Origin of the sequence: Corynebacterium sp. HMSC06D04 (genome assembly GCF_001807315.1) — a bacterium.
Lineage (GTDB): Bacteria > Actinomycetota > Actinomycetes > Mycobacteriales > Mycobacteriaceae > Corynebacterium > Corynebacterium simulans.
In genome coordinates, this window is the sequence record NZ_KV788540.1 from 14,767 (window position 1) to 36,056 (window position 21,290).

The 21,290-nt window shown below is 58.9% G+C and carries 19 protein-coding genes; 16 read left to right on the forward strand and 3 right to left on the reverse strand.

Annotated features, from left to right (window positions below; genetic code table 11):
- The first annotated feature begins 59 nt into the window (after nt 1–59).
- From HMPREF3155_RS05165 to ppk2, 9 genes are all read left to right on the forward strand, one after another.
- Nucleotides 60–1,304: an MFS transporter gene (locus HMPREF3155_RS05165; protein WP_061921440.1), complete on the forward strand. Its 1,245-nt coding sequence runs from the start codon at nt 60–62 to the stop codon at nt 1,302–1,304.
- A 120-nt stretch (nt 1,305–1,424) separates the two neighbouring features.
- A complete protein-coding gene (gene glmU, locus HMPREF3155_RS05170) occupies nt 1,425–2,870 on the forward strand; it encodes a bifunctional UDP-N-acetylglucosamine diphosphorylase/glucosamine-1-phosphate N-acetyltransferase GlmU (protein ID WP_062035540.1) in 1,446 nt (481 codons plus the stop codon).
- 15 nt (nt 2,871–2,885) lie between these two features.
- Nucleotides 2,886–3,860 (forward strand): ribose-phosphate diphosphokinase, encoded by a 975-nt coding sequence (locus tag HMPREF3155_RS05175; RefSeq protein WP_062035541.1) that lies wholly within the window; start codon nt 2,886–2,888, stop codon nt 3,858–3,860.
- Between the two features lie 143 nt (nt 3,861–4,003).
- Nucleotides 4,004–4,246 carry a TM2 domain-containing protein gene (locus HMPREF3155_RS05180; protein ID WP_062041439.1) on the forward strand — a complete coding sequence of 81 codons (243 nt, stop codon included), beginning with the start codon at nt 4,004–4,006 and terminating at the stop codon, nt 4,244–4,246.
- A 481-nt stretch (nt 4,247–4,727) separates the two neighbouring features.
- Complete coding sequence (locus HMPREF3155_RS05190; protein ID WP_070432744.1) at nt 4,728–5,375, forward strand: 50S ribosomal protein L25/general stress protein Ctc; 648 nt, start codon at nt 4,728–4,730, stop codon at nt 5,373–5,375.
- A 121-nt stretch (nt 5,376–5,496) separates the two neighbouring features.
- The gene (pth, locus tag HMPREF3155_RS05195; RefSeq protein ID WP_070432745.1) at nt 5,497–6,036 is read left to right on the forward strand and encodes an aminoacyl-tRNA hydrolase; all 540 of its coding nucleotides are present in this window, start codon (nt 5,497–5,499) and stop codon (nt 6,034–6,036) included.
- A gap of 102 nt (nt 6,037–6,138) precedes the next feature.
- A complete protein-coding gene (locus tag HMPREF3155_RS05200) occupies nt 6,139–7,209 on the forward strand; it encodes an HNH endonuclease signature motif containing protein (RefSeq protein ID WP_070432746.1) in 1,071 nt (356 codons plus the stop codon).
- 108 nt (nt 7,210–7,317) lie between these two features.
- Nucleotides 7,318–8,184: a fumarylacetoacetate hydrolase family protein gene (locus HMPREF3155_RS05205; protein ID WP_070432747.1), complete on the forward strand. Its 867-nt coding sequence runs from the start codon at nt 7,318–7,320 to the stop codon at nt 8,182–8,184.
- A gap of 71 nt (nt 8,185–8,255) precedes the next feature.
- Nucleotides 8,256–9,164: a polyphosphate kinase 2 gene (gene ppk2, locus HMPREF3155_RS05210; protein WP_070432748.1), complete on the forward strand. Its 909-nt coding sequence runs from the start codon at nt 8,256–8,258 to the stop codon at nt 9,162–9,164.
- A gap of 28 nt (nt 9,165–9,192) precedes the next feature.
- Here the strand turns inward: ppk2 and HMPREF3155_RS05215 are convergent, their stop codons facing one another.
- The 3 genes from HMPREF3155_RS05215 to HMPREF3155_RS05225 form a co-directional block, all read right to left on the reverse strand.
- The gene (locus HMPREF3155_RS05215; RefSeq protein ID WP_083281253.1) at nt 9,193–10,209 is read right to left on the reverse strand and encodes a glycosyltransferase 87 family protein; all 1,017 of its coding nucleotides are present in this window, start codon (nt 10,207–10,209) and stop codon (nt 9,193–9,195) included.
- A gap of 418 nt (nt 10,210–10,627) precedes the next feature.
- Complete coding sequence (locus HMPREF3155_RS05220; RefSeq protein WP_210385643.1) at nt 10,628–12,106, reverse strand: glyceraldehyde-3-phosphate dehydrogenase; 1,479 nt, start codon at nt 12,104–12,106, stop codon at nt 10,628–10,630.
- Nucleotides 12,107–12,143: 37 nt separating this feature from the next.
- A complete protein-coding gene (locus HMPREF3155_RS05225) occupies nt 12,144–13,136 on the reverse strand; it encodes a nitronate monooxygenase (RefSeq protein WP_070432762.1) in 993 nt (330 codons plus the stop codon).
- A gap of 65 nt (nt 13,137–13,201) precedes the next feature.
- On the opposite strand from HMPREF3155_RS05225, the gene pth (HMPREF3155_RS05230) reads away from it, so the two are divergent.
- The 7 genes from pth (HMPREF3155_RS05230) (at nt 13,202) to HMPREF3155_RS05260 (ending at nt 21,248) form a co-directional block, all read left to right on the forward strand.
- Nucleotides 13,202–13,915 (forward strand): aminoacyl-tRNA hydrolase, encoded by a 714-nt coding sequence (gene pth / locus HMPREF3155_RS05230; protein ID WP_083281254.1) that lies wholly within the window; start codon nt 13,202–13,204, stop codon nt 13,913–13,915.
- A 38-nt stretch (nt 13,916–13,953) separates the two neighbouring features.
- Entirely contained in the window at nt 13,954–14,784 is an 831-nt protein-coding gene (locus HMPREF3155_RS05235) for an SDR family NAD(P)-dependent oxidoreductase (protein ID WP_070432750.1), read from the forward strand.
- 52 nt (nt 14,785–14,836) lie between these two features.
- Nucleotides 14,837–16,477, forward strand: coding sequence for a peptide chain release factor 3 (locus HMPREF3155_RS05240; protein ID WP_061921410.1), 1,641 nt, complete (start codon nt 14,837–14,839; stop codon nt 16,475–16,477).
- 159 nt (nt 16,478–16,636) lie between these two features.
- Nucleotides 16,637–16,729: a potassium-transporting ATPase subunit F gene (locus HMPREF3155_RS13465; RefSeq protein WP_061921406.1), complete on the forward strand. Its 93-nt coding sequence runs from the start codon at nt 16,637–16,639 to the stop codon at nt 16,727–16,729.
- Nucleotides 16,726–18,378: a potassium-transporting ATPase subunit KdpA gene (gene kdpA / locus HMPREF3155_RS05250; protein WP_061921404.1), complete on the forward strand. Its 1,653-nt coding sequence runs from the start codon at nt 16,726–16,728 to the stop codon at nt 18,376–18,378. Before HMPREF3155_RS13465 ends, kdpA begins: the two co-directional genes overlap by 4 nt.
- Complete coding sequence (gene kdpB, locus HMPREF3155_RS05255) at nt 18,375–20,507, forward strand: potassium-transporting ATPase subunit KdpB (protein ID WP_061921401.1); 2,133 nt, start codon at nt 18,375–18,377, stop codon at nt 20,505–20,507. Before kdpA ends, kdpB begins: the two co-directional genes overlap by 4 nt.
- A gap of 3 nt (nt 20,508–20,510) precedes the next feature.
- Nucleotides 20,511–21,248, forward strand: coding sequence for a potassium-transporting ATPase subunit C (locus HMPREF3155_RS05260; RefSeq protein ID WP_082778573.1), 738 nt, complete (start codon nt 20,511–20,513; stop codon nt 21,246–21,248).
- The last annotated feature ends 42 nt before the right edge of the window (nt 21,249–21,290 follow it).

The following is a 21,290-nucleotide window of genomic DNA, read 5'->3' on the forward strand; positions in this document are numbered from 1 at the left end:
TGGCTGCTAAGCCAAACCTATTTCGGCCAATTCAGGTATTTATCACATACGCTTGATTTATGCCGATCCCAGACCAAGAAGCTCGTCCCGCCCGCCTTTTCGCATCCTCAAACGCCCTACAAGGCATCGGTGACCAATTAGTCTCCGGAAAGACCGTCCTGCCCTGGCTCTTTGCGCAGCTGGGCGTCCCGCACTTTTTTACCGCACTACTGGTGCCTATCCGAGAGTCTGGCTCCATGCTCCCGCAGGCCGCACTGACCCCGTGGGTAACTTCCCGTCCGACCCGCAAGAAGCTATGGGTGTGGGGCTCGGTCGTTCAAGGCATTAGCGCCCTCGTGATTGCAGGTGCCGCAGCGGTATTTGAAGGTTGGGTTCTCGGCACGATAACCATCGCTGCGCTTGCCGTGCTTTCTGTTTTCCGCGCTTTGTGCTCGCTGACGGGAAAAGACGTCCAAGGCCGGACCATTTCTAAAGGCAGCCGCGGTGAGGTGACGGGGCTTGCTGCTCAAGCATCGGGCGCGGTAACCCTACTCGTTGGCCTTGTGCTCGCGTTCTTGGGCCAGCTTCCGCCGCTGGGGCTTGCCGCAGTTCTCGGTGGTGGTGCGCTGAGTTGGTTCGTTGCGGCAGCGATATTCTCCTCCATCGATGAGCCCGTTCCGGATGAAGCAGAAACCGCGGCCGCCAAAAAGAATGCATCCGAGGGCCCTCACTGGTGGAGCGATACCTGGAAGCTATATACCTCCGACGAAGATTTCCGCCGCTTTGTTAACGTGCGCGCCCTTTTGCTAGTGACTGCGCTATCAACCACCTTCATCGTCACGCTTTCCCATCAAAGCGGCACCACGGTGCTCAGCGGACTCGCGGGCTTCGTGCTTGCTTCTGGCCTTGCCAACCTGGTGGGTGGAAAAATTTCCGGCATCTGGTCGGATCGCTCTTCCCGATTGGTGATGTCGTGGGCGTCGGTTGCGGCATCGCTGACCCTAATGCTCGTGGTCGCTTGTGCTCATTGGGCGCCAACCTGGGTTTGTGCTTGGGCTTTGCCGCTGGGGTTCTTTTTGGTCAACCTCGCGCACACGGGCATCCGCGTCGCGCGTAAGACTTACATCGTGGACATGGCAGGTGGCGATAAACGCACCTTTTATGTCGGTGCGGCCAACACGATGATGGGCGCAATCTTGCTTGTTGTAGGCGCAATCTCCGCAGTCATTTCCCTTGCCGGGCCTACCGCTGCCCTGCTTTTCTTGGCTGCACTCGGCTTCATCGGAGCTTGGCGCGCCAGGATGCTGCGTGAGGTCTCTGCCTAGTTCATAGCAAAGCCAGCGCCGAACTGGGGTGTGCTTTATCCCCCAATAACTACGTGGGGCGTTAAGATGTGGGACATTACTCCCTAAATAAGACTCGACGACAGGAGAACGAAGAAACTCGTGGCAGATACAACTAAGTGCGCGATTGTTGTTCTAGCAGCGGGCGCTGGCACCCGAATGAAATCCGCAAAGCAAAAGACTTTGCACGAAATCGGCGGGCGCCCGCTCATCGGGCACGCGCTGCATGCTGCGGCTGGTATGCACCCGGAGCACCTCGTCGCCGTCGTCGGCCACCAGCGCGAGCAGGTCTCTCCCGCCATTGAGGCCATCGCCGCAGAACTGGGAACCGAAGTCTCCCAGGCAGTGCAGGAAGAACAAAACGGCACCGGCCACGCAGTGCAGTGCGGTCTCGAGCCACTCCCCGACTTCGATGGCACCGTCATCGTCACCAACGGTGACGTCCCCCTTCTTCGCACTGAGACCATCCGCGAGCTTTTCGACGCCCACGTTACCGCCGGCAACGCCGTGACGGTTCTGTCGATGCAGCTTGCTGACCCAACCGGTTATGGCCGCATCGTCCGCGGCGCAGATGGCAATGTCGAAGCCATCGTTGAGCAGAAGGATGCAGCAAGCGAGCAGCTTTCCATCGACGAGGTCAACTCCGGCGTATTCGCTTTCGACGGCGCAATTCTGCGCGACGCCCTAACCAAGCTCGATTCCAACAACGCCCAGGGCGAGCTCTACATCACTGACGTTTTGGAAATCGCCCGCACCGCAGGCCACAACGTCGGCGCGCACATTGCTGCCGACGCCGGCGAGCTGGCAGGCGTCAATGACCGCGTCCAGCTCGCCGCAGCTGGCCGCGAGCTCAACCGCCGCACCGTGGAAGCCGCCATGCGCGGCGGTGCCACCATCGTCGACCCTGCCACCACCTGGATTGGCGTTGACGTCACCATTGGCTGCGACGTTCTCATCCACCCGGGCACCCAGCTGTGGGGCAAGACCCACATCGCTGATGGCGCAGAAATCGGACCAGACACCACCTTGACCGATATGCAGGTCGGCGAGGGCGCCAAGGTCATCCGCACCCACGGTTCCGAGTCTGTGATTGGCGCTAACGCCAACGTCGGCCCGTTTACCTTCATCCGCCCGAAGACCGAGCTCGGCGAAGGCGGTAAGCTCGGCGGCTTCGTCGAGGCAAAGAATGCCCAGATTGGACGCGGTTCCAAGGTTCCGCACCTGACCTACATCGGCGATGCCACCGTGGGCGAGGAATCCAATATCGGCGCTTCCTCCGTATTCGTCAACTACGACGGTGTTAACAAGCATCACACCGTAATCGGCAGCCACGTGCGCACCGGATCTGACACGATGTTTATCGCACCAGTCAATGTCGGTGACGGCGCTTATTCCGGGGCGGGTACAGTTATCAAGGAAGATGTTCCTGCGGGAGCACTCGTGGTCTCCGGTGGCAAGCAGCGCAACATCGAAGGCTGGGTTCAAAAGAAGCGTCCGGGCACTCCGGCAGCAGAAGCTGCCGCCCGCGCACAGGACAACAACAAGTAAGGGGAATTACCGCCCATGACTGGCAAGGTAACCGGCAGCAGCAAGAATATGAAGCTCTTTTCTGGGCGTGCACACCCAGAATTGGCTGAGGCTGTGGCCAAGGAACTGAAGACGGACCTCGTTCCAACCACCGCTCGTGACTTTGCAAACGGTGAGATCTTCATCCGCTTCGAAGAGTCTGTCCGTGGTGCAGACTGCTTCGTAATGCAGTCCCACACCCAGCCGCTGAACAAGTGGCTGGTGGAGCAGCTCATCATGATCGATGCGCTCAAGCGTGGTTCCGCAAAGCGCATCACCGCTATCCTGCCGTTCTACCCATACGCACGTCAGGATAAGAAGCACCGCGGCCGCGAGCCGATCTCCGCTCGCCTCGTTGCTGACCTGCTGCAGGCAGCGGGCGCAGACCGCATCGTTTCTGTTGACCTGCACACTGACCAGATCCAGGGATTCTTCGACGGCCCGGTCGATCACATGCACGCAATGCCGATCCTCGTGGACTACATCAAGTCCAAGTACTCCCTGGATAACCTCGCTGTGGTTTCCCCGGATGCTGGCCGCGTCAAGGTGGCTGAGAAGTGGGCGCATGAGCTAGGCGACGCCCCACTGTCCTTCGTTCACAAGACTCGTTCCACCGAGGTTGCAAACGAGACCGTCTCCAACCGCGTTGTCGGTGAGGTCGAGGGCAAGGACTGCATCCTTCTGGATGACATGATCGATACCGGCGGAACCATCGCTGGCGCAGTTCGTGTGCTGAAGGAAGCAGGCGCGAAGTCCGTCGTCATCGCTTGTACCCACGGCGTCTTCTCCGATCCGGCACGTGAGCGCCTGTCCGAGTGCGGCGCTGAGGAAGTCATCACCACCGATACCCTTCCGCAGTCCACCGAGGGCTGGTCCAACCTGACCGTTCTTTCGATTGCTCCGCTGCTGGCTCGTACCATCCACGAGATCTTCGAAAACGGCTCCGTAACCACGCTCTTCGAGTCGAACTAAGCACTTAATAAGCAGCACATAAAAGACCGTCCAGCACACGGCTGGGCGGTCTTTTCCATTTCCACAAACAGAAATGAATGAACCTGTGCTAAGACTTGCATGTCGGCAACGGATACCGCACCACAAGGAAAGGACATAATGATATGACCTACAATGCGAACTATTTCCCCGGGGAAAGCAAATACAGCAAAGGTGTCGCAGCTGTGCTGTGCGTCCTTGGTCTCTTCCTTGTGGCTGGTCTTCACCGCATATATGTAGGAAAGATCGGAACTGGTCTGCTCTGGCTCTTCACAGGAGGACTCTTCTTAGTGGGAACCATCGTGGATCTCATTATGATCGCCACAGGGGAATTCAAAGACAAGAGCGGATACAAGCTACTCTCCTAAACAGAACACAAGGAACCTCCACCTGAATTGATCCAGGTGGAGGTTCCTTGTGTTGTTGTTCTGCTTGTTACATCTTAAGGTAATTCCGCCTGCACAATTGGACAGCCTGCATGAGCTTATCTCCATGAAGAGCTGGTGGGATAGCGTCGATAGCCTCGCTAAGGTGGTAGGCAGCGCGCTTAGCGAGGCCGATGATTCCAATGACTTTTCGGCCGAGGACTACGAAGCTGACGAAGGCTAGGGAGTTGTCGGCGAAGAAGAGCAGAAGTAACTTGCCTGCTCTCGGCGCTGCGTGTTAGTATTCTCGCTGTCTCGGCGAGGGCTGCCCAGAATTGGAAAGCCGTTATCGACGCGATTAGAAGTTATTTCACACGTTTTAAGCCTGCGATGACTCGACCAAGACGACCATCGGCAGGCTTTCGCCGTTTTTCGAACTCGCTAAAGTCTCGCCGCACCAATCTTTGACACTAGGAGTTTTACTATGGCAAACACCCGCCCAGTATTGAAGGCAGAAGTACGTAACGAGTTCGGCAAGGGCTTCGCTCGCCGCCTGCGCGTTGCTGGCAAGGTCCCAGGCGTTGTCTACGGCCACGGCGTTGACGTTCTGCACTTCGCTGTTGACCGTCTCGAGCTGACCGCACTGGTTCGCGCACACGGCGTCAACGCTGTTTTCGAGCTCGAGCTCGAGGGTGAGCAGCACCTCGTCATGGTCAAGCACGTTGACCAGAACGTTCTGACCCTGGACATCGACCACGTCGACCTGCTTTCCATCAAGCGCGGCGAGAAGGTTGAGGTTGAGGTTCCGGTTGTTCTCGAGGGCGAGAGCGCACCGGGCACCATGTCCGTTCAGGATGCTGACGTCCTCCTCGTTGAGGCAGACGTTCTGAACATCCCAGAGGAGATCTCCGTTTCCATCGAGGGCCTCGAGGACGGCACTGTCATCACCGCTGGCGACGTCACCCTGCCAGAAGGCACCACCCTGGTTGCAGATGCAGAGACCGTCATCGCTTCCATCTCCCTGCCTGAGGTTGACGAAGAGCTCGAGGAAGCTGCTGAGGCTGCTGAGGAAGGCGGCGCTGAGGCTGGCGCTGAATCCGCTGAGGAATCCTCTGAGGAATCCGCAGAGTAATTTAGAGTTTCACGCTCTTTTTACGCACATTCGCCCGCACTGGCCATCGTGGCCGGCGCGGGCGTTTGCCCGTTTTCACGCCAAGGGGCGCTCTTTCGCACCTGCATGAGACAATGGCTTAGTGACTGATTATCTCATCGTCGGCCTGGGCAATCCGGGCCCCAAATATGCCGGAACCCGCCACAACATCGGTTTCGGTGTTGTCGATGAATTAGCTAACGACAACTTCACCAGCTTTTCAGTGCATAAAAAGACCAACACCGAAGTTGCCGAAGTTCGCCTTGGCTCGACCAAGTTATTCCTTGCCAAGCCGCGTTCTTTCATGAACCTCTCTGGTGGCCCCATCAAGGCACTCCTCCAGTACTTTTCGCTATCTCCTGCAAACCTCATCGTGGTCCACGATGAGCTGGAGCTGGAATTCGGCGTCGTCAAGCACCGCGTCGGCGGTGGCGACCACGGGCACAATGGCCTGCGCTCCACCACCAAGTCTCTGGGTACCAAGGATTATCAGCGGCTTTCCGTAGGCATCGGACGCCCACCGGGTCGAATGGATCCCGCAAGCTTCGTGCTTAAACCGTGGGCAAAGAAAGAGCAAGCGGACATCCCCATCATCTGCGCAGACGCAGCGCAAGAAATCACCCGCATCGCGTCCGCGAGTTAGCTGCGCTTGCCGACGCCGCTCCAGTTGCGGCGTGGCATAAGCTGCTTTAGGGTCTGGGCTATGACAGTTTTGGGGGAACTGGCCAGCACGTTAAGTCGGGGCATGGATATTGTCGAAGAAGCCGTGGGCAAGACAGCGAGTGAAATCGCTAGTCTCGGGGTGCCCGATGCTCTGGCAATAGACCTTGCAGCCCTCGCTGAGCCCTTCGCGCCCAGTAACTCTTTTCAGCGCTTGCGTCGCGAAACCATGGAACGCGGGCGTGCTCACTCCCTTACTACGCTCCTTGCCGTGGAAAAGCAGGCCCGCAAGTTGCGCACGGAGGCCGAACGGTGGCGCGTGCGCCATACGGCTTTGGCCACGGCCGGTGATACGAGAGACGTCGAGAAGAAGGCCCGCGAATTGGTTGCTGCGCACTCGCCTCGCCGCGAACGCAAGCCTGGAATACGCCTGGCCCAGCATCCCGATGGTCAAGCTACCCTGACTATTTGCGGCCCCTCCGCCGACCTCACCGATATGCGCGACAGCCTTGACTGCAGCAGCGCTGAATCTGCACTCGCGGGGCTAAAACAACGCTGGTTCGGCGAAGGAAACCCTAGTCAGCCAGCAATTTCTGTCATGTTGGTGACAAAAATGGAAAACTACGCGCGGGCCTTGGAAGGCCACGAAGTCTGGTTCCAATTGAGCAATGGCGCGCTCATCTCCTCGACTGAACTGGCTACCCGGAACATCCTTGATCACGGCTTCCACGTACTCATGCATCCTGTGCATGGTCCTGTGAACCTACACCGAGTCTCGCGTTTTGCCTCCACCAAGCAGCGGCTTATGGCTACTGCGGAAAACCCGCGCTGTACCTGGCTCGGCTGCAAAAAGGGCGCGAACGATTGCCAAGTCCACCATCTAAAGGCCTGGCGCCATGGCGGCGAAACATCCGCGGAAAACCTCACCATGGCCTGCCAGTATCACAATGCCGTCAATGACGACGACACCGCCGGCGGGCGCGGATGGCTCGAGCGGCATGGCACAGTCTATTGGGTTCCGCCCAGCGGCTGGTACATCCCACCTTGGACAGATAAATCTCCGCCGCCGCTTAACTCGCCGCTGCCGGATTGGTTGGAAGAAGAACGCACCTACCTCGACGAAGAGCTGAGCAATTTCTCAGAACACGCTACTTAGCTCGCGAAGCAAGCTGTCTAGCCCGCCCACGGGCCAGATTCGCATGCCTTAAAGCTTCTCCCCGGCTTTTGCGCCAAGCTTCCTGCAACTCCGCGTAGACTTTCCGACATGAAACTTGCCACCTTGCGAACCCAGTTTGGCACCACTGCGATCCGCATCGACGGCCCCGGCGTGGGCGTGGAGCTCGACTTTGACGACGTCGGCCAGCTCCTGCAGGCCGAGGATTGGTGCAAGTCCGCGCAGCTTTCTGGCGAGCCGATTGCTTTCCGCGAGCAGGACTTAGCGCCCGTCATCCCGACGCCGTCGAAGATTATCTGCGTGGGCGTCAATTACGCCAAACATGCGCGTGAGATGGGGCGTGAGCTGCCTGAGCAGCCTACCTTGTTCATTAAGTTTCCGGAGGCGCTCACCGGCCCCTACGACGATATCTATGTCCCCGACTGGGCCACGAGCAAGCTCGACTATGAGGGCGAACTCGCCGTGGTTATCGGCTCTCGTGCGCACAATGTTGCGATGGCAGACGCGCTCGAACACGCCGCAGGCTACGCCGTGATGAATGATTACACGCTGCGGGATTTCCAGCGGCGTACCACTCAATTCCATGCCGGCAAATCTTTCTACCGCACTGCTGGATTCGGTCCATGGCTGACCACTTCTGATGAGTGGGCACCCGGCGGCAACGCGCGCATTACCACCACCGTCGATGGCGAGGTGCGCCAGGCAGATAACACCGATGACCTGATTTTCTCCGTCGCAGAGCTCATCGCGTTCTGCTCAAAGCTGTACCCGCTTAATCCCGGCGACGTCATCGTAACCGGCACGCCCGAGGGCGTGGGATTTGCGCGTGAGCCACAGGCTTTTATTCAGGACGGCCAAACCGTCCGCATTGAGGTCGAAGGCTTAGGAGCTATCGAAAACACCACGCACTACGGCGAAGCGCCTTCTGGCTGCGGGCCCGAGTGCACGTGTGGTTAATTACTATGCTTGTGCATAATTGCCCTGGATTTATTACCTATCTTCGCAGATAGCGGGCTAAAGTTAAATGCATGAGCAAGAAATCCAAAACCGCCCCTGCCAAGCTCGATAAGGAAGCTTACGAGGAAGAACTCAAGCGCCTGCAGGCCGAACTCGTCGAGATGCAGCAGTGGGTTGTAGAAACCGGTGCCCGCATCGTCATTATCATGGAAGGTCGCGACGCTGCGGGTAAGGGCTCTGCTATCAAGCGCATCACCCAGTACCTCAACCCCCGCACCTGCCGCATCGAAGCTCTGCCTAAACCCACCGACCGTGAGGCCGGCCAGTGGTACTTCCAGCGCTACATCGAAAAGCTTCCGACCGCGGGCGAAATAGTCATTTTTGACCGCTCCTGGTATAACCGCGCCGGCGTCGAGCGAGTCATGGGCTTTTGCTCCCAACAGGAATACGTCCGCTTCTTGCACCAGGCGCCCCAGCTCGAAAACATGCTCGTTGAAGACGGCATTATTCTGCTGAAGTACTGGTTCTCCGTCTCTGACGAAGAGCAGATCGCGCGCTTTAAGTCCCGCCGCAACGATCCGCTGCGTCGCTGGAAGCTCTCTCCCATGGATCTGCAGTCCATCACCCGCTGGGAGGACTACTCCCGTGCAAAGGACGAGATGTTCGTCCACACCGATACCCCGAACGCTCCGTGGTACACCGTTGAATCTGAAGACAAAAAACGCTCTCGTATCAACGTCATCAACCACATCCTAAAGACGGTTCCGTATCAGCACGTCGAGCAGGTGGTTCCGGAGATTCCGGAGCGCCCAGCTGAAAGCGGCGAGGAATACCAGCGCCCGCCGCGCGATGAGTTCGCCTACGTCCCCGATGTGGCCGCCGAACTTGAGCGCGACAAAGTTGCTGCGCGCAAGTCCGAAGGCAAAAAGCACAAGGGCAAGAAGAAAAAGAAGACCGGGAAGCACAAGTCAGACAAGTAGTCATCCCCGGCAACCGCTATCCCGCCCGCTACGAGTTAACCCGTGGCCGCGGGGCGCGCACGGCAAGCACAAGGTATGCCACTGCGATGAGGACGAAGTCCGCTGCGCATATCGCCGCCCACCACTGCCTGGTATCCAAACCATCCACGAACCAGTGCGGCCCGATGAAGGTAAACAGCATCGTCGCGATCAACACGAGTGTAGCGCCCGGCACCCCACCGCGGGCCCAGCGCACGAGCTGCGGGATAAGCAGCACCGGCAACCAAACCCAGTGGTGCGACCAGCTCACCGGGGAGATAAGAAGTGCTACAAGCGAGTTGAGTCCTAGCAGCGCCACCATGTCGTCGCGGTGTCGCCACATGGCCACCGCGACGACGCAGAAAACCACCAGCGACGCGCCGACCCACAGGCCGTGGCCCTCCCCTGGCCCGAGGGCACGCTCAACGACGCCGCGGAGAGATTGATTGCCCACGTAATCGATTCCACCGATCCGGGTCGGATCGCCCAAGGTATGCGTCCAGTATTCGCGGGAGTCGGCCGGCAAGACGAGTGCTGCCAACAGCGTCGCTGCAATTCCGGTCGCTACGGACATCGCCGCAGCCTTAAATTGCCGGGTGATAAGGAAATACAGGCCAAAGACCGCAGGAGTAAGCTTGATGGCCGCCGCAAGTCCCACGCCCCACCCACGGAGACTGCGGCGACCAAAGACATCGGCGAGCACGAGAAACATCAGCACGATGTTGATCTGGCCAAACATGAGGGTCTGCCGCACGGGTTCTGTCACCAAGGCCAACGCAAGCAGCCCGGTGCTCAGCCACCCTTTGCTGCCACCGAGATACTCAGCAAGCCCCAGCATGTCCACGATACGGTGAATGCACCACCAGAGCGCCGCGGTTGATACTGCGAGCATGATAACCGCTGCGACCGAGTGCGGCAGAAGCGACAACGGGGCAAAAAGCATTGCGGCCAACGGCGGATATGTAAAAGGCAAATGCGCCCCACGCACATCGAAGCCGTCGTCGTAGAGCGACTGGCCTGTCAGCACCGCGCGACCGCCTGCAGCGTAGACATCAAGATCGATGTAATACCGGAGGTGAAAACCTCGTAATACTGATGGTGCCAGCGCCGCGCACAACGCAATAATAATGACAAGCCTTCCCCAAGGCGTACCGATCAGCCATTGCCCGGCGTTTATCCACCGAGACGCAGGAGATTGATTGCTACCAGCATTTTCAGCTATTTCAGCGCTTTGGGCACGGTGTGGTTGCGAATGCCTGGGTTTAGATTTCACATCGAAACATCCTAAAACTCAGCCGTGGATACACGTAGTCGAACAACCCACTCAGGGGTACGTGCGCCCTAGCACTACAACCCGATCCCATGCCTGCCTAAACAAAGACCCCTGGAGCCACACCGAAAATGTGGCCCCAGGGGTGGGTAGCGCTTAATCTGCGCGAAGAGGCTTAGAGCTCGTGTGCCTCAACGCGAGCCGGGAATACGCGAGGACGTGCGCCTGCGATGTCCTCGACGATGCGAATTACCTGGTTGGAGTAGCCGAACTCGTTGTCGTACCAGACATAGAGAACCAGGTGCTTGCCGGAAGCGATGGTTGCCAGGCCGTCGACAATGCCGGCGTGGGTGGAGCCGACGAAGTCAGAGGAGACAACCTCCGGAGAAGCAATGTAGGAAATCTGCTGGCGCAGGTCAGAGTGCAGGGAGACGTTGCGCAAGAAGTTGTTGACCTCGTCGCGCTCGACTTCCTTCTCCAGCTCCAGGTTCAGCACTGCCATGGAAACGTCTGGGGTAGGAACGCGGATAGCGTTACCGGTCAGCTTGCCCTCAAACTCCGGAACAGCCTTGGAGACTGCCTTCGCAGCACCGGTCTCGGTGAGAACCATGTTGAGACCAGCTGCGCGGCCACGACGGTCACCCTTGTGGAAGTTATCAATCAGGTTCTGGTCATTGGTAAAGGAGTGAGCGGTCTCCACGTGGCCGTGGACAACGCCGTAACGATCATTGATGACCTTAAGAACAGGGGTGATGCCGTTGGTGGTGCAGGATGCGGCAGACAGGATCTTGTCAGAATCCTCGATGGTGTCATCGTTGATGCCGTAGACGATGTTCTTCAGATCGCCCTTGCCCGGCGCGGTCAGCAGCACGCGGTCGATGCCCTTGGACTGCAAGTGCTGCTCCAGGCCAGCGCGGTCACGCCATACGCCGGTGTTATCAACCAGGATGGCATTGTCAATGCCGTAAGCGGTGTAGTCGATATCAGCCGGGTCGTTGGCGTAGATCATCTGAATCTTGGTGCCGTTTGCCCAGATAACGTCGTTTTCTTCATCCACAGCGATGGTGCCGTTGAAAGCACCATGAACGGAGTCGCGGCGCAGCAAGGAGGCACGCTTGAAGATATCGCCGTCGCCCTTCTTGCGGGCAACGATGGCACGCAGACGGACGCCGCCGTATGCAGCCTCACGAGCGATCAGGATACGGGCCAGCAGACGGCCGATGCGGCCAAAGCCGTAGAGCACAACGTCGGTGCATTCCTTATCAACAGCAGCGCCAACCAGGTCGCAGAGTTCCTGCTCCAGGTAGTCGCGCAGGTTGTTGGCGTCAGACTCAGAGTAGCCAGCAGCCAGGCGGCCCAGGTCGATGGAAGCAGAGCCCAGGTTCATGTCGCACAGTTCCTTCAGGATAGGAAGGGTCTCTGCGGTGGAAAGTTCGCGCTTTGCAATACGGCGTGCGTAGCGGTGCGCCTTCATGATGTCGATGTCCGTCACGCCATTCAAGTTGCGGCCGTAGATGGTGGCAACAACGTTGTTGGTGCGGTGCAGTTGGTGGATCAGCGGGATCATTTCCTGAGCAAGCTCAAGGCGCTCGTTCCAGTCAGCATGTCCAACCTGTGCGTTCGCAGTCACGTGTTCTTTTCCTTTACTCGTCATGGGGGGTAAACCAACATTCAACCGTAAATATTAACGCCTAGTGTTGCCCGTTTTGGCATAGACGCCACAGGATTTCCGCCACACTACCCCCGTTTATTTTCTCCACCTGCTCCCCCACCAGGCAATAGGCCACTGCAGCATCCTGTTCTTGGCGGCGTGGTTTCAAAATCGGATTCAAGAAGGGGTACATCGGGGGCATTTTTGGGTGGGCCCGAGTGAACTCAGTTTCCAGCCCGCGGGCAAAGCGGCCGGAAAACGCACGAGTGGATACACTCTTGCCGCCGCTTGCAAGAAGCTCGCGATTAAAGGCGCTGGTTCCAGCCTCCTCAGCCAGCAAGAAGGCCGAACCACAGCTGACCGCTTCAACGCCTGGCCATGAAAGGGCTCGGGCGACGTCTTCGGATGTACGCAGTCCACCTGCGGCAATCAGAGGTAAAGGGGCGTCGCCAAGCGCGGCGTAAACTGCCGCCACCAGCTCCGGCAGCGGGCGCCAATCCGGCTCCGCTTCAGCATCCCAGACCCCGCGGTGCCCGCCGGCCTCAGGCCCCTGCACACACAACGCGTCTACCCCAACTTTGGCAGCAGCGATAGCTTCTTCCGGCGAGGTAACCGTGGTCCAAGCCTCCGCTCCCGCAGCGTGGATACGGTCAATCTCGCCAAGACTAAAGGTACCGAACATGGACCACAGCACCGCCGCGCCGCCATCTAGCGCTAGCTGGAGCTTATCCTCCCATCCGTTGGAATAGTCGACGCTAGGAACCTCCACGCCTTCTGATTCCGCCATAGCGCGCACCGCCGCCATCGAGTCTTCACCCAGCGGCTTCTGCGGGCAGAAAAGATTTACCCCAAAATGCTCACCCTCGCAGGCCGCAATCTGTTCCCGCGCCGCTTCGAGGGAAGCAGTGCCCAGTGCCAAAGCACCAAAGGAGCCGGCTGCCGATGCCGCCAGAACGCTGCGCGGGGTCGTGGGTCCCCCGGCCATGGGGGCGGGAAGTATTCTGGCTTCTAAGCTTTCAAGTAGTGTGCTCATCTCGCCCACACTAGGCAAAGGATGCGCGTAAGCTATTTTTTACTCCCCACATTAAGGTGTGCTTTATGTCTTCCCTCGGCGCAACCATCAAGGAATTTTTGCAGCAGCTTCGCTCTTCGGCGGGTTCCAAAGCAAGTATTGTGAAGGAGGGGCTTCACCGGAGCACAGCACGCCAGAAGCAGGCTCCCCTGCTGGAAGTTTCTGACCTTTCTGGCCAATGGCTCGTGGTGGGCCTTGGCAACCCCGGCGCGCAGTACGCCGCGACTCGCCACAACGTGGGCTACATGGCAGTCGATGACCTTTTAGCCGATTCCGGAGATATCCTGCAGCCGGTTAAGGGCCATAAATTGTCCGCGGCGCAGGTAATGGTGGGCGATATCGCCGTAGTCGTTGCCCGTTGCGCAACTTTTATGAACTTGTCTGGTGACCCGATCGCTCCCTTCGCAGAGGAATTACAGATTCCAGCGGAGCGCATCATCGTGATTCATGATGAGCTCGATTTGCCAGCGCATAAGATTCGCATCAAGGTAGGCGGCAATGAAAACGGCCACAACGGGTTGAAGTCCTTGAGCGAACGCTTGGGCACCCGCGAGTACCCTCGCATTCGCATCGGCATCGCCCGCCCGCCGAAGGGCACATCCATACCGGATTATGTCCTGGGGCCGGTGGATTCCGGTACTGGTTTCGACGCCGCAATCGCCACGGCTGCCGACGCCGTGGGGCTCATCGTTTCCCGCGGCATTCAATTCGCGCAGAATGAGATTCATTCCCGCAAGTAACCCACCAGAAAAAGCTCATAGCCTCTAAGCTTTAATTCATGAGCCACGACCCTCAAACCATCGTCATCACTGGTGCCTCTGACGGCATCGGCGCTGCAGCAGCCCGCGTGCTCCGCGCTCAACGCCCGCAGGATCGCCTGGTGCTGGTTGGCCGTAATCCCGAAAAGACCAAGGCTGTGGCAGAAAGCGTGGGGGCTTCCTTCCACCTAGCGGACTTTGAGTCTTTGGGCCAGGTGCGCCGCTTGGCAGAAGAATTAGGTGAGCTCGAGGAGATTCACGCGTTGGGAAACAATGCGGGCGGGATCTTCGATGGCCCTTTCACCACGGCCGATGGATTTGAACGCACGTGGCAGGTTAACGTGGTGGCGCCTTTCCTGCTAACTTCCTTGCTGCGGGAGAAGCTGCGCGAAACGGATGCCACCATCGTGCAAACCGCTTCGGTGGCTAACTTCTTGATGTCTGCATTCGATCCGGGCGATCCAAATACCTTCCAGAAGTTCACCGCGGAGCGTGCCTACGGCAACGCCAAGCTGGGCGATATTTTGCTTACGCAGTATCTCCACGATCATGGGATGACTTCCGTGGCCTTCCACCCCGGCGTCTTGGCAACCAACTTTGCACGGTCATCGCAGACCCGCACGAGCAAGTTCTACACCGGCGCCATCTCCAAGTACTTTGGAAAAGCCCAGGCCGGCGGCGAGAGCCTTGCATATTACCTCACTGGCACGCCGGGCGTGCACTTTGAGTCTGGCCAGTATTTCAACAGCAAGCGCAAGCCGGGCATGCGTCGACCGATGGCCAAGAAGGCAAGCGTTGCTCGCCGCATCTTCGATGACTTGGGCGAGCAACTTGGCGTGGACTGGAATTAATTGCTGCGGCGCGATTCCAGCACTTTAGGTCAAGACCGCTAAACTTACGCGCATGAGTATTGCCTCCGAAGCCACCCGCCGTCGTACATTTGCCGTCATCGCCCACCCGGACGCCGGTAAATCCACCCTTACGGAGGCGCTGGCGTTGCATGCGCACATCATTAATGAAGCAGGTGCCGTGCACGGCAAGGGAAACCGTAAAGCCACGGTCTCTGACTGGATGGAGATGGAAAAGGACCGCGGTATCTCCGTAGCTTCTTCTGCCCTCCAGTTCGAGTACGCCCCGGAGGGCCATACGGGTGAGCCTTACATGATCAACCTGGTCGATACCCCGGGCCACGCGGACTTCTCGGAGGATACCTATCGCGTTCTTACTGCGGTTGATGCCGCAGTCATGCTTATCGACGCCGCGAAGGGCCTGGAGCCACAGACCCTCAAGCTCTTCCGTGTGTGCAAGGCCCGCGGTTTGCCGATTGTTACGGTTATCAATAAGTGGGACCGTGTCGGCCGCGAACCGCTGGAGCTCGTGGACGAGATCGTCAACGAGATTCAGCTACAGCCCACCCCGCTGTACTGGCCGGTCGGCATCGCTGGTGACTTCCGTGGCTTGGCGCACATCAATGAAGACGGCGAAGCGGATAACTACATCCACTTCATCCGTACTGCGGGTGGCTCGACCATCGCACCGGAGGAGCATTACGATCCGAGCGGCGCTGAGGCCAAGGAAGGTGATGCCTGGGAGACCGCCGTCGAGGAAGCAGAGCTACTGGCTGCCGACGGCGCGCTGCATGACCAGGAGCTATTCGAGCAGTGCGTTACTTCCCCGCTGATCTTTGCCTCCGCAATGTTGAACTTCGGCGTGCACCAGATTCTCGATACCCTCTGCGCCATCGCCCCGGCCCCGCGCTCGCGCGATTCCGATCCGAAGGCAATCGAGGCGTCCGGCGGCGCCAACGCAGCCATCGACGAGGTCCGCGAGGTCACCGATGACTTCTCCGGCGTCATCTTCAAAGTGCAGGCGGGCATGGACCGCAAGCACCGCGATAACTTGGCATTCATGCGCGTGGTCTCCGGCGAGTTCGACCGCGGCATGCAGGTCACCCACGCCCAATCCGGCCGCAGCTTCTCCACGAAGTACGCGCTGACTGTCTTCGGCCGCACGCGCGACACCATCGACACCGCCTACCCGGGCGACATCGTGGGCCTCGTCAACGCCGGTTCCCTGGCACCTGGCGATACCATCTACTCTGGCAAGAAGGTGCAGTTCAAGCCGATGCCGCAGTTCGCACCGGAGGCATTCCGCATTCTACGTGCGAAGTCTTTGGGCGATTACAAGGCCTTCCGTAAGGGCTTGGATCAGTTGGCTGCTGAGGGCGTCGTCCAGATCCTGCGCAATGAGGCCCGTGGCGACGCAGCTCCGGTGATGGCTGCGGTGGGTCCCATGCAGTTCGAGGTCATGCAGGCGCGCATGGAAGTGGAATACAACGTGGAAACCGTCACGGAGCCCATCCCGTATTCCGTTGCCCGTCGCACCGACGCCGAGTCCGCCTCTGAGCTCGGCCGCCAGCGTGGCGTGGAAATCTTTACCCGCACTGACGGCGAACTAATCGCCCTCTTCGGCGATAAGTGGAAGCTAGCTTTCATTGAGAAGGAGCACCCGGAGCTGACCATGGAGCCACTCGTCGCAGACTAGCTCTTCCCTCAGCGTAGATGTCAAAATCTCGTTAAGACCCAGATGTAGCGGTGCCGATGGGTGCTTTTATACATCCATGGCATTCGACATTATTTTGACGCTTGCCACCATTGTGCTGTTCGTTATCATTCAATGGATAGCTCAGGTGGTGGATAAGCTATGACCTGGGAACTTACTGTAGGCGCGATTCTAGGGATCGCGGCCGTCATCTATTTGCTCATCGCTCTGTTGCACCCTGAGGACTTCTCATGACCGGGGTTATCGGCGGGTATATCCCGTTCGTCGCGGTATTCACGCTCCTCGCCGTGCTGTACGTCCCACTGGGCGGGTACATGGCAAAGGTTTTCACAGGAGCCAACGATCTCAAGATAGAGAAGGCCATCTACAAGGTGTTGGGGGTAGATTCTTCCGCCCGGCAAACTTGGCGCCGCTACGCCGGTAGCCTCTTGGCCTTCTCCATGTTTTCGATCATTGTCTTGTACCTACTGCAACGCCTCCAGCAGTACTTGCCGTGGGCGCACGGCATGGGCCCAGTAGATCCGGACCAAGCGTGGAATACTGCGGTCTCGTTTACAACCAATACCAACTGGCAGTCCTACTCCGGTGAAACTGCGATGTCGCAGCTGACGCAGATGCTCGGCATGACGGTCCAAAACTTCGTCTCCGGTGCCGTAGGCATTTCCGTCGCTGCTGCGCTTATCCGAGGGTTCGCGGCCCGTAACGGCGACGGGCGCATCGGTAACTTTTGGGTGGATCTTACCCGCGTCTGTCTGCGCATCCTCCTGCCCATGGCAACCTTGGGCGCGCTGTTTCTCATGACCCAGGGAGTCATCCAAAACCTGCAACCCCCGGAGACTTTTACCACAGTTACCGGCGCTACCCAGACCATCCCCGGCGGCGCTGTGGCCTCCCAAGAAGTCATCAAGGAACTGGGTACCAACGGTGGCGGATACTTCAATGCGAACTCGGCCCACCCGTTCGAGAACCCGACCGTGTGGTCCAACGCCCTGGAAATCTTCCTCATCCTTGTCATTCCGGTGTCTCTCACTCGCACATTCGGTCTCATGGTCCGCGATACCCGCCAGGGCTACGCCATTCTTTCCGCCATGGCGGTGTTGTACTTCCTGTCACTCGCTTCCGTCACCGCCCTCGAGGCCACTGCTTCCGGCGCTATCGGCGGCGGCATGGAAGGTCGCGAAATGCGGCTTGGTACCATCCCGTCTGCGCTGTTCGCGGTGACAACGACAATGACGTCGACCGGCGCAGTTGATTCATTCCACTCGAGTTACACTCCTCTCGGCGGCGGCCTTCTCATCTTAAATATGCTGCTCGGCGAAGTCTCTCCAGGCGGTGTCGGCACTGGGTTGTACGGCATGCTGGTCATGGCCATTCTGTCGGTGTTCATCGCCGGCCTTATTGTCGGGCGCACACCGGAATACCTGGGAAAGCGCATTGGCGTCGGCGAAATGATCAAGGTCTGCCTGTACGTCCTCGTGATGCCAACCCTCGTGCTGGGCGGAGTGGCACTATCCGTCCTTCTGCCAAGCACCCCAGACTCTCTATCCGCGGCGGGACCGCACGGTTTTAGCGACCTGGTCTACGCATTCACCTCCGCATCCAACAACAACGGTTCGGCATTCGCCGGATTCGGAGCAGACACCTGGTGGTTCAACATCTCCCTCGGTATGTGCATGCTGTTGGGGCGTTTTCTGCCCATCGTTATGGTCCTGGCAATTGCCGGCGCCATGGCCAAGCAACGCATCATCCCGACGACTTCGGGCACTCTGCCGACGCACAGCGGGCTATTCGTCGGCCTGCTGATAGGCGTCGTTCTCATCGTCGGTGCACTAACATTCCTTCCCACTCTCGTCCTAGGACCGATTTTGGAGGCGACTCTATGAGCTCGACCACATCTACTTTTTCCGCAGAGCAGCTCAAGGCCACGGTGCCTTTGGCTCTGCGCAAGATGAGCCCGAAAGAGCTCGTTAAAACGCCGGTGATGTTCTTAGTAGAGGTGGGCGCTGTGTTCACCTTCATCATCGCCTGTACCCAACCGACTTTGTTTAGTTTCTCCATTTCTCTCTGGCTCTGGGCCACGGTGTTCTTCGCAACCTTTGCTGAAGCCTTCGCAGAAGGTCGTGGCAAGGCTCAGGCGGACGCCCTACGTCGATCACGGACGACCACCACTGCCCGTCGCATCACCTCCACGGTCCTCGTCACCGCCGGGTCCGGCTCCGGCCGCACCAACGTTGAGCTCAGCCCGGCCAACTACGAGACCGAAGAAGTCCCCTCAACCGAGCTGGCCAAAGAGGATGTCGTCCTCGTAGAAGCCGGTCAGACCATTCCAGCCGACGGCGACGTCATCGTTGGGGCGGCCTCCGTGGACGAGTCAGCCGTCACCGGCGAATCCGCCCCGGTCATCCGAGAATCTGGAGGCGACCGGTGCGCCGTCACCGGTGGTACCCGCGTGTTGTCTGACTGGGTCGTAATCAAGGTCACCAACGAGCCCGGTCAGTCCTTCATGGACCGTATGATCGGTTTAGTCGAAGGCGCCAATCGCCAGAAGACCCCGAACGAGCTTGCCTTGTCCACGCTCCTCAACGTATTGACCCTGATATTCCTGCTCGTTGTCATGGCGCTAGCCCCGACCGCGGCATTTAATGGTGCGGCGCAGGATCCCCTGGTTCTTGTCGCCTTGTTGGTCTGCCTGATCCCAACCACCATCGGCGCGCTGTTATCCGCCATCGGCATCGCCGGCATGGACCGTCTGGTGCAGCACAATGTGCTGGCCATGTCCGGGCGTGCCGTCGAGGCTGCCGGTGACGTCTCCACTCTGTTGCTTGACAAGACGGGCACGATTACGGTCGGCGACCGCCAGGCCGTGAACGTAATTCCTGTGGGCGGGTACGACCAAGACGAGCTTATATACAAGGTGCAGCTTTCCTCCATGGCCGACGAGACCCCGGAGGGACGTTCCATTGTCAAGCTGGCGGAAGCCGCCCGAGGTGAAATGCCAGAGGAACACTTTCGCAACCTCGAATTCATCGCATTTACTGCGCAGACCCGCATGTCGGGGGTGAAACTCAGCGATTCCGAAATGATCGTCAAGGGCGCGGCCAAGCAGATCATGACAACTGTCCGCGAGCTCGGCGGCACTGTTCCGGCAGAGACCGAGGACGTGGTCAACTCAATTAGTCAAGACGGCGGCACCGCACTCGTGGTCGCCGAGCTCATTAACGCCCCGGAGCCCGGATCCGATCCTCGTGAAGCGACCGCCAATTCCTCCTTGTCACGCGTCCTCGGTGTTATCCATCTCAAGGACATTGTGAAAGACGGCATGGTCGAGCGCTTCAAGACGCTGCGCGAGATGGGCATTCGTACCGTCATGATCACCGGTGACAACGAGCTGACCGCTCAAGCCATCGCCAAGGAAGCCGGCGTCGACGACGTTCTCGCCGAGGCTACTCCGGACCAAAAACTCGCGCTCATAAAAAAAGAGCAGGCCGGTGGTCACATGGTGGCCATGACCGGTGACGGCACCAACGATGCTCCGGCGTTGGCGCAGGCTGACGTGGGAGTGGCGATGAACACCGGTACGACCGCCGCCAAGGAAGCCGGCAACATGGTCGACTTGGACTCAGACCCGACGAAGCTCATCGACATCGTGGGAATCGGCAAGCAGCTGCTCATCACGCGTGGCTCCCTGACGACCTTTTCCATCGCGAACGACGTAGCAAAATACTTCGCCATCTTACCGGCGATGTTTATCACCGCATTCCCGGGGCTGCAAGCCCTCAACATCATGCACCTGCATTCTCCGACCTCGGCCATCTTGTCCGCTGTCATCTTCAACGCGCTCATTATCGTGGCGCTCATTCCGTTGGCGCTCAAGGGCGTGTCCTACCGCCCGGCCAGTGCTTCCGCACTGCTGCGCCGCAACCTACTCATTTTCGGCCTCGGTGGCTTCGTAGCCCCGTTCATTGGCATCAAGATCATCGACCTCATCATTGGTAATGGGTTAGGAATTTAAACCATGCACACTCCTCAGACTCCACAATCCGCGAGGGCACACTCAACAGCAACGGATGAGCCCATCAGCCACGACCTGACGCGCTCGGATGAATTCGGGAACAACCCGGATCTGTACCACGCTGCCGGCGCAAGTCCTTTTAGCACGGGATTCAACGTCCGCGCGCAATGGACTGCGTTGCGAACACTGTTGGTGATGATGCTCATACTGGGCTTCATCTATCCCATGGTCCTCATCGGCGTGGGCAAGCTATCCCCGGATAAGTCCAACGGTGGCCTCCTACGCGACGCCAACAACGAGATCGTCGGCTCCCGCCTCATCGCCAACCCCGTCGAGGGAGACCAGTGGTTCCAGCCGCGGCCGTCCGCCGCAGGCGACAATGGCTGGGACGCTATGTCTTCGTCCGCATCCAACGCCGCCGTGGTCTCGCAGGAATATCAGGACGAGATTGCAAAGCGCCGCGCAGAGGTCGCTGCCCGCGAGGGCGTGAGTGAAGACCGCGTGCCTGTCGATGCCGTCACGGCTTCCGGCTCCGGTCTTGACCCGCACATCTCCACCGCGTACGCCGAGATCCAGGTGCCACGCATAGCCAAGGCCACCGGCCTAGGCGAGGACGATCTCCGTCAGCTTATCAAGGACAACCAGGTAGGGTTCATGAACTCCTTTACTGGAAGCCCGAATGGTGTGGCCGTCAACGTAGTCACACTCAACTACGACCTCGCTAAGCTTGTCGCCGAGTAATCCTCTTTTCGCCCCGTGCCCGCCCGCGCGGGGTCTGTCTCC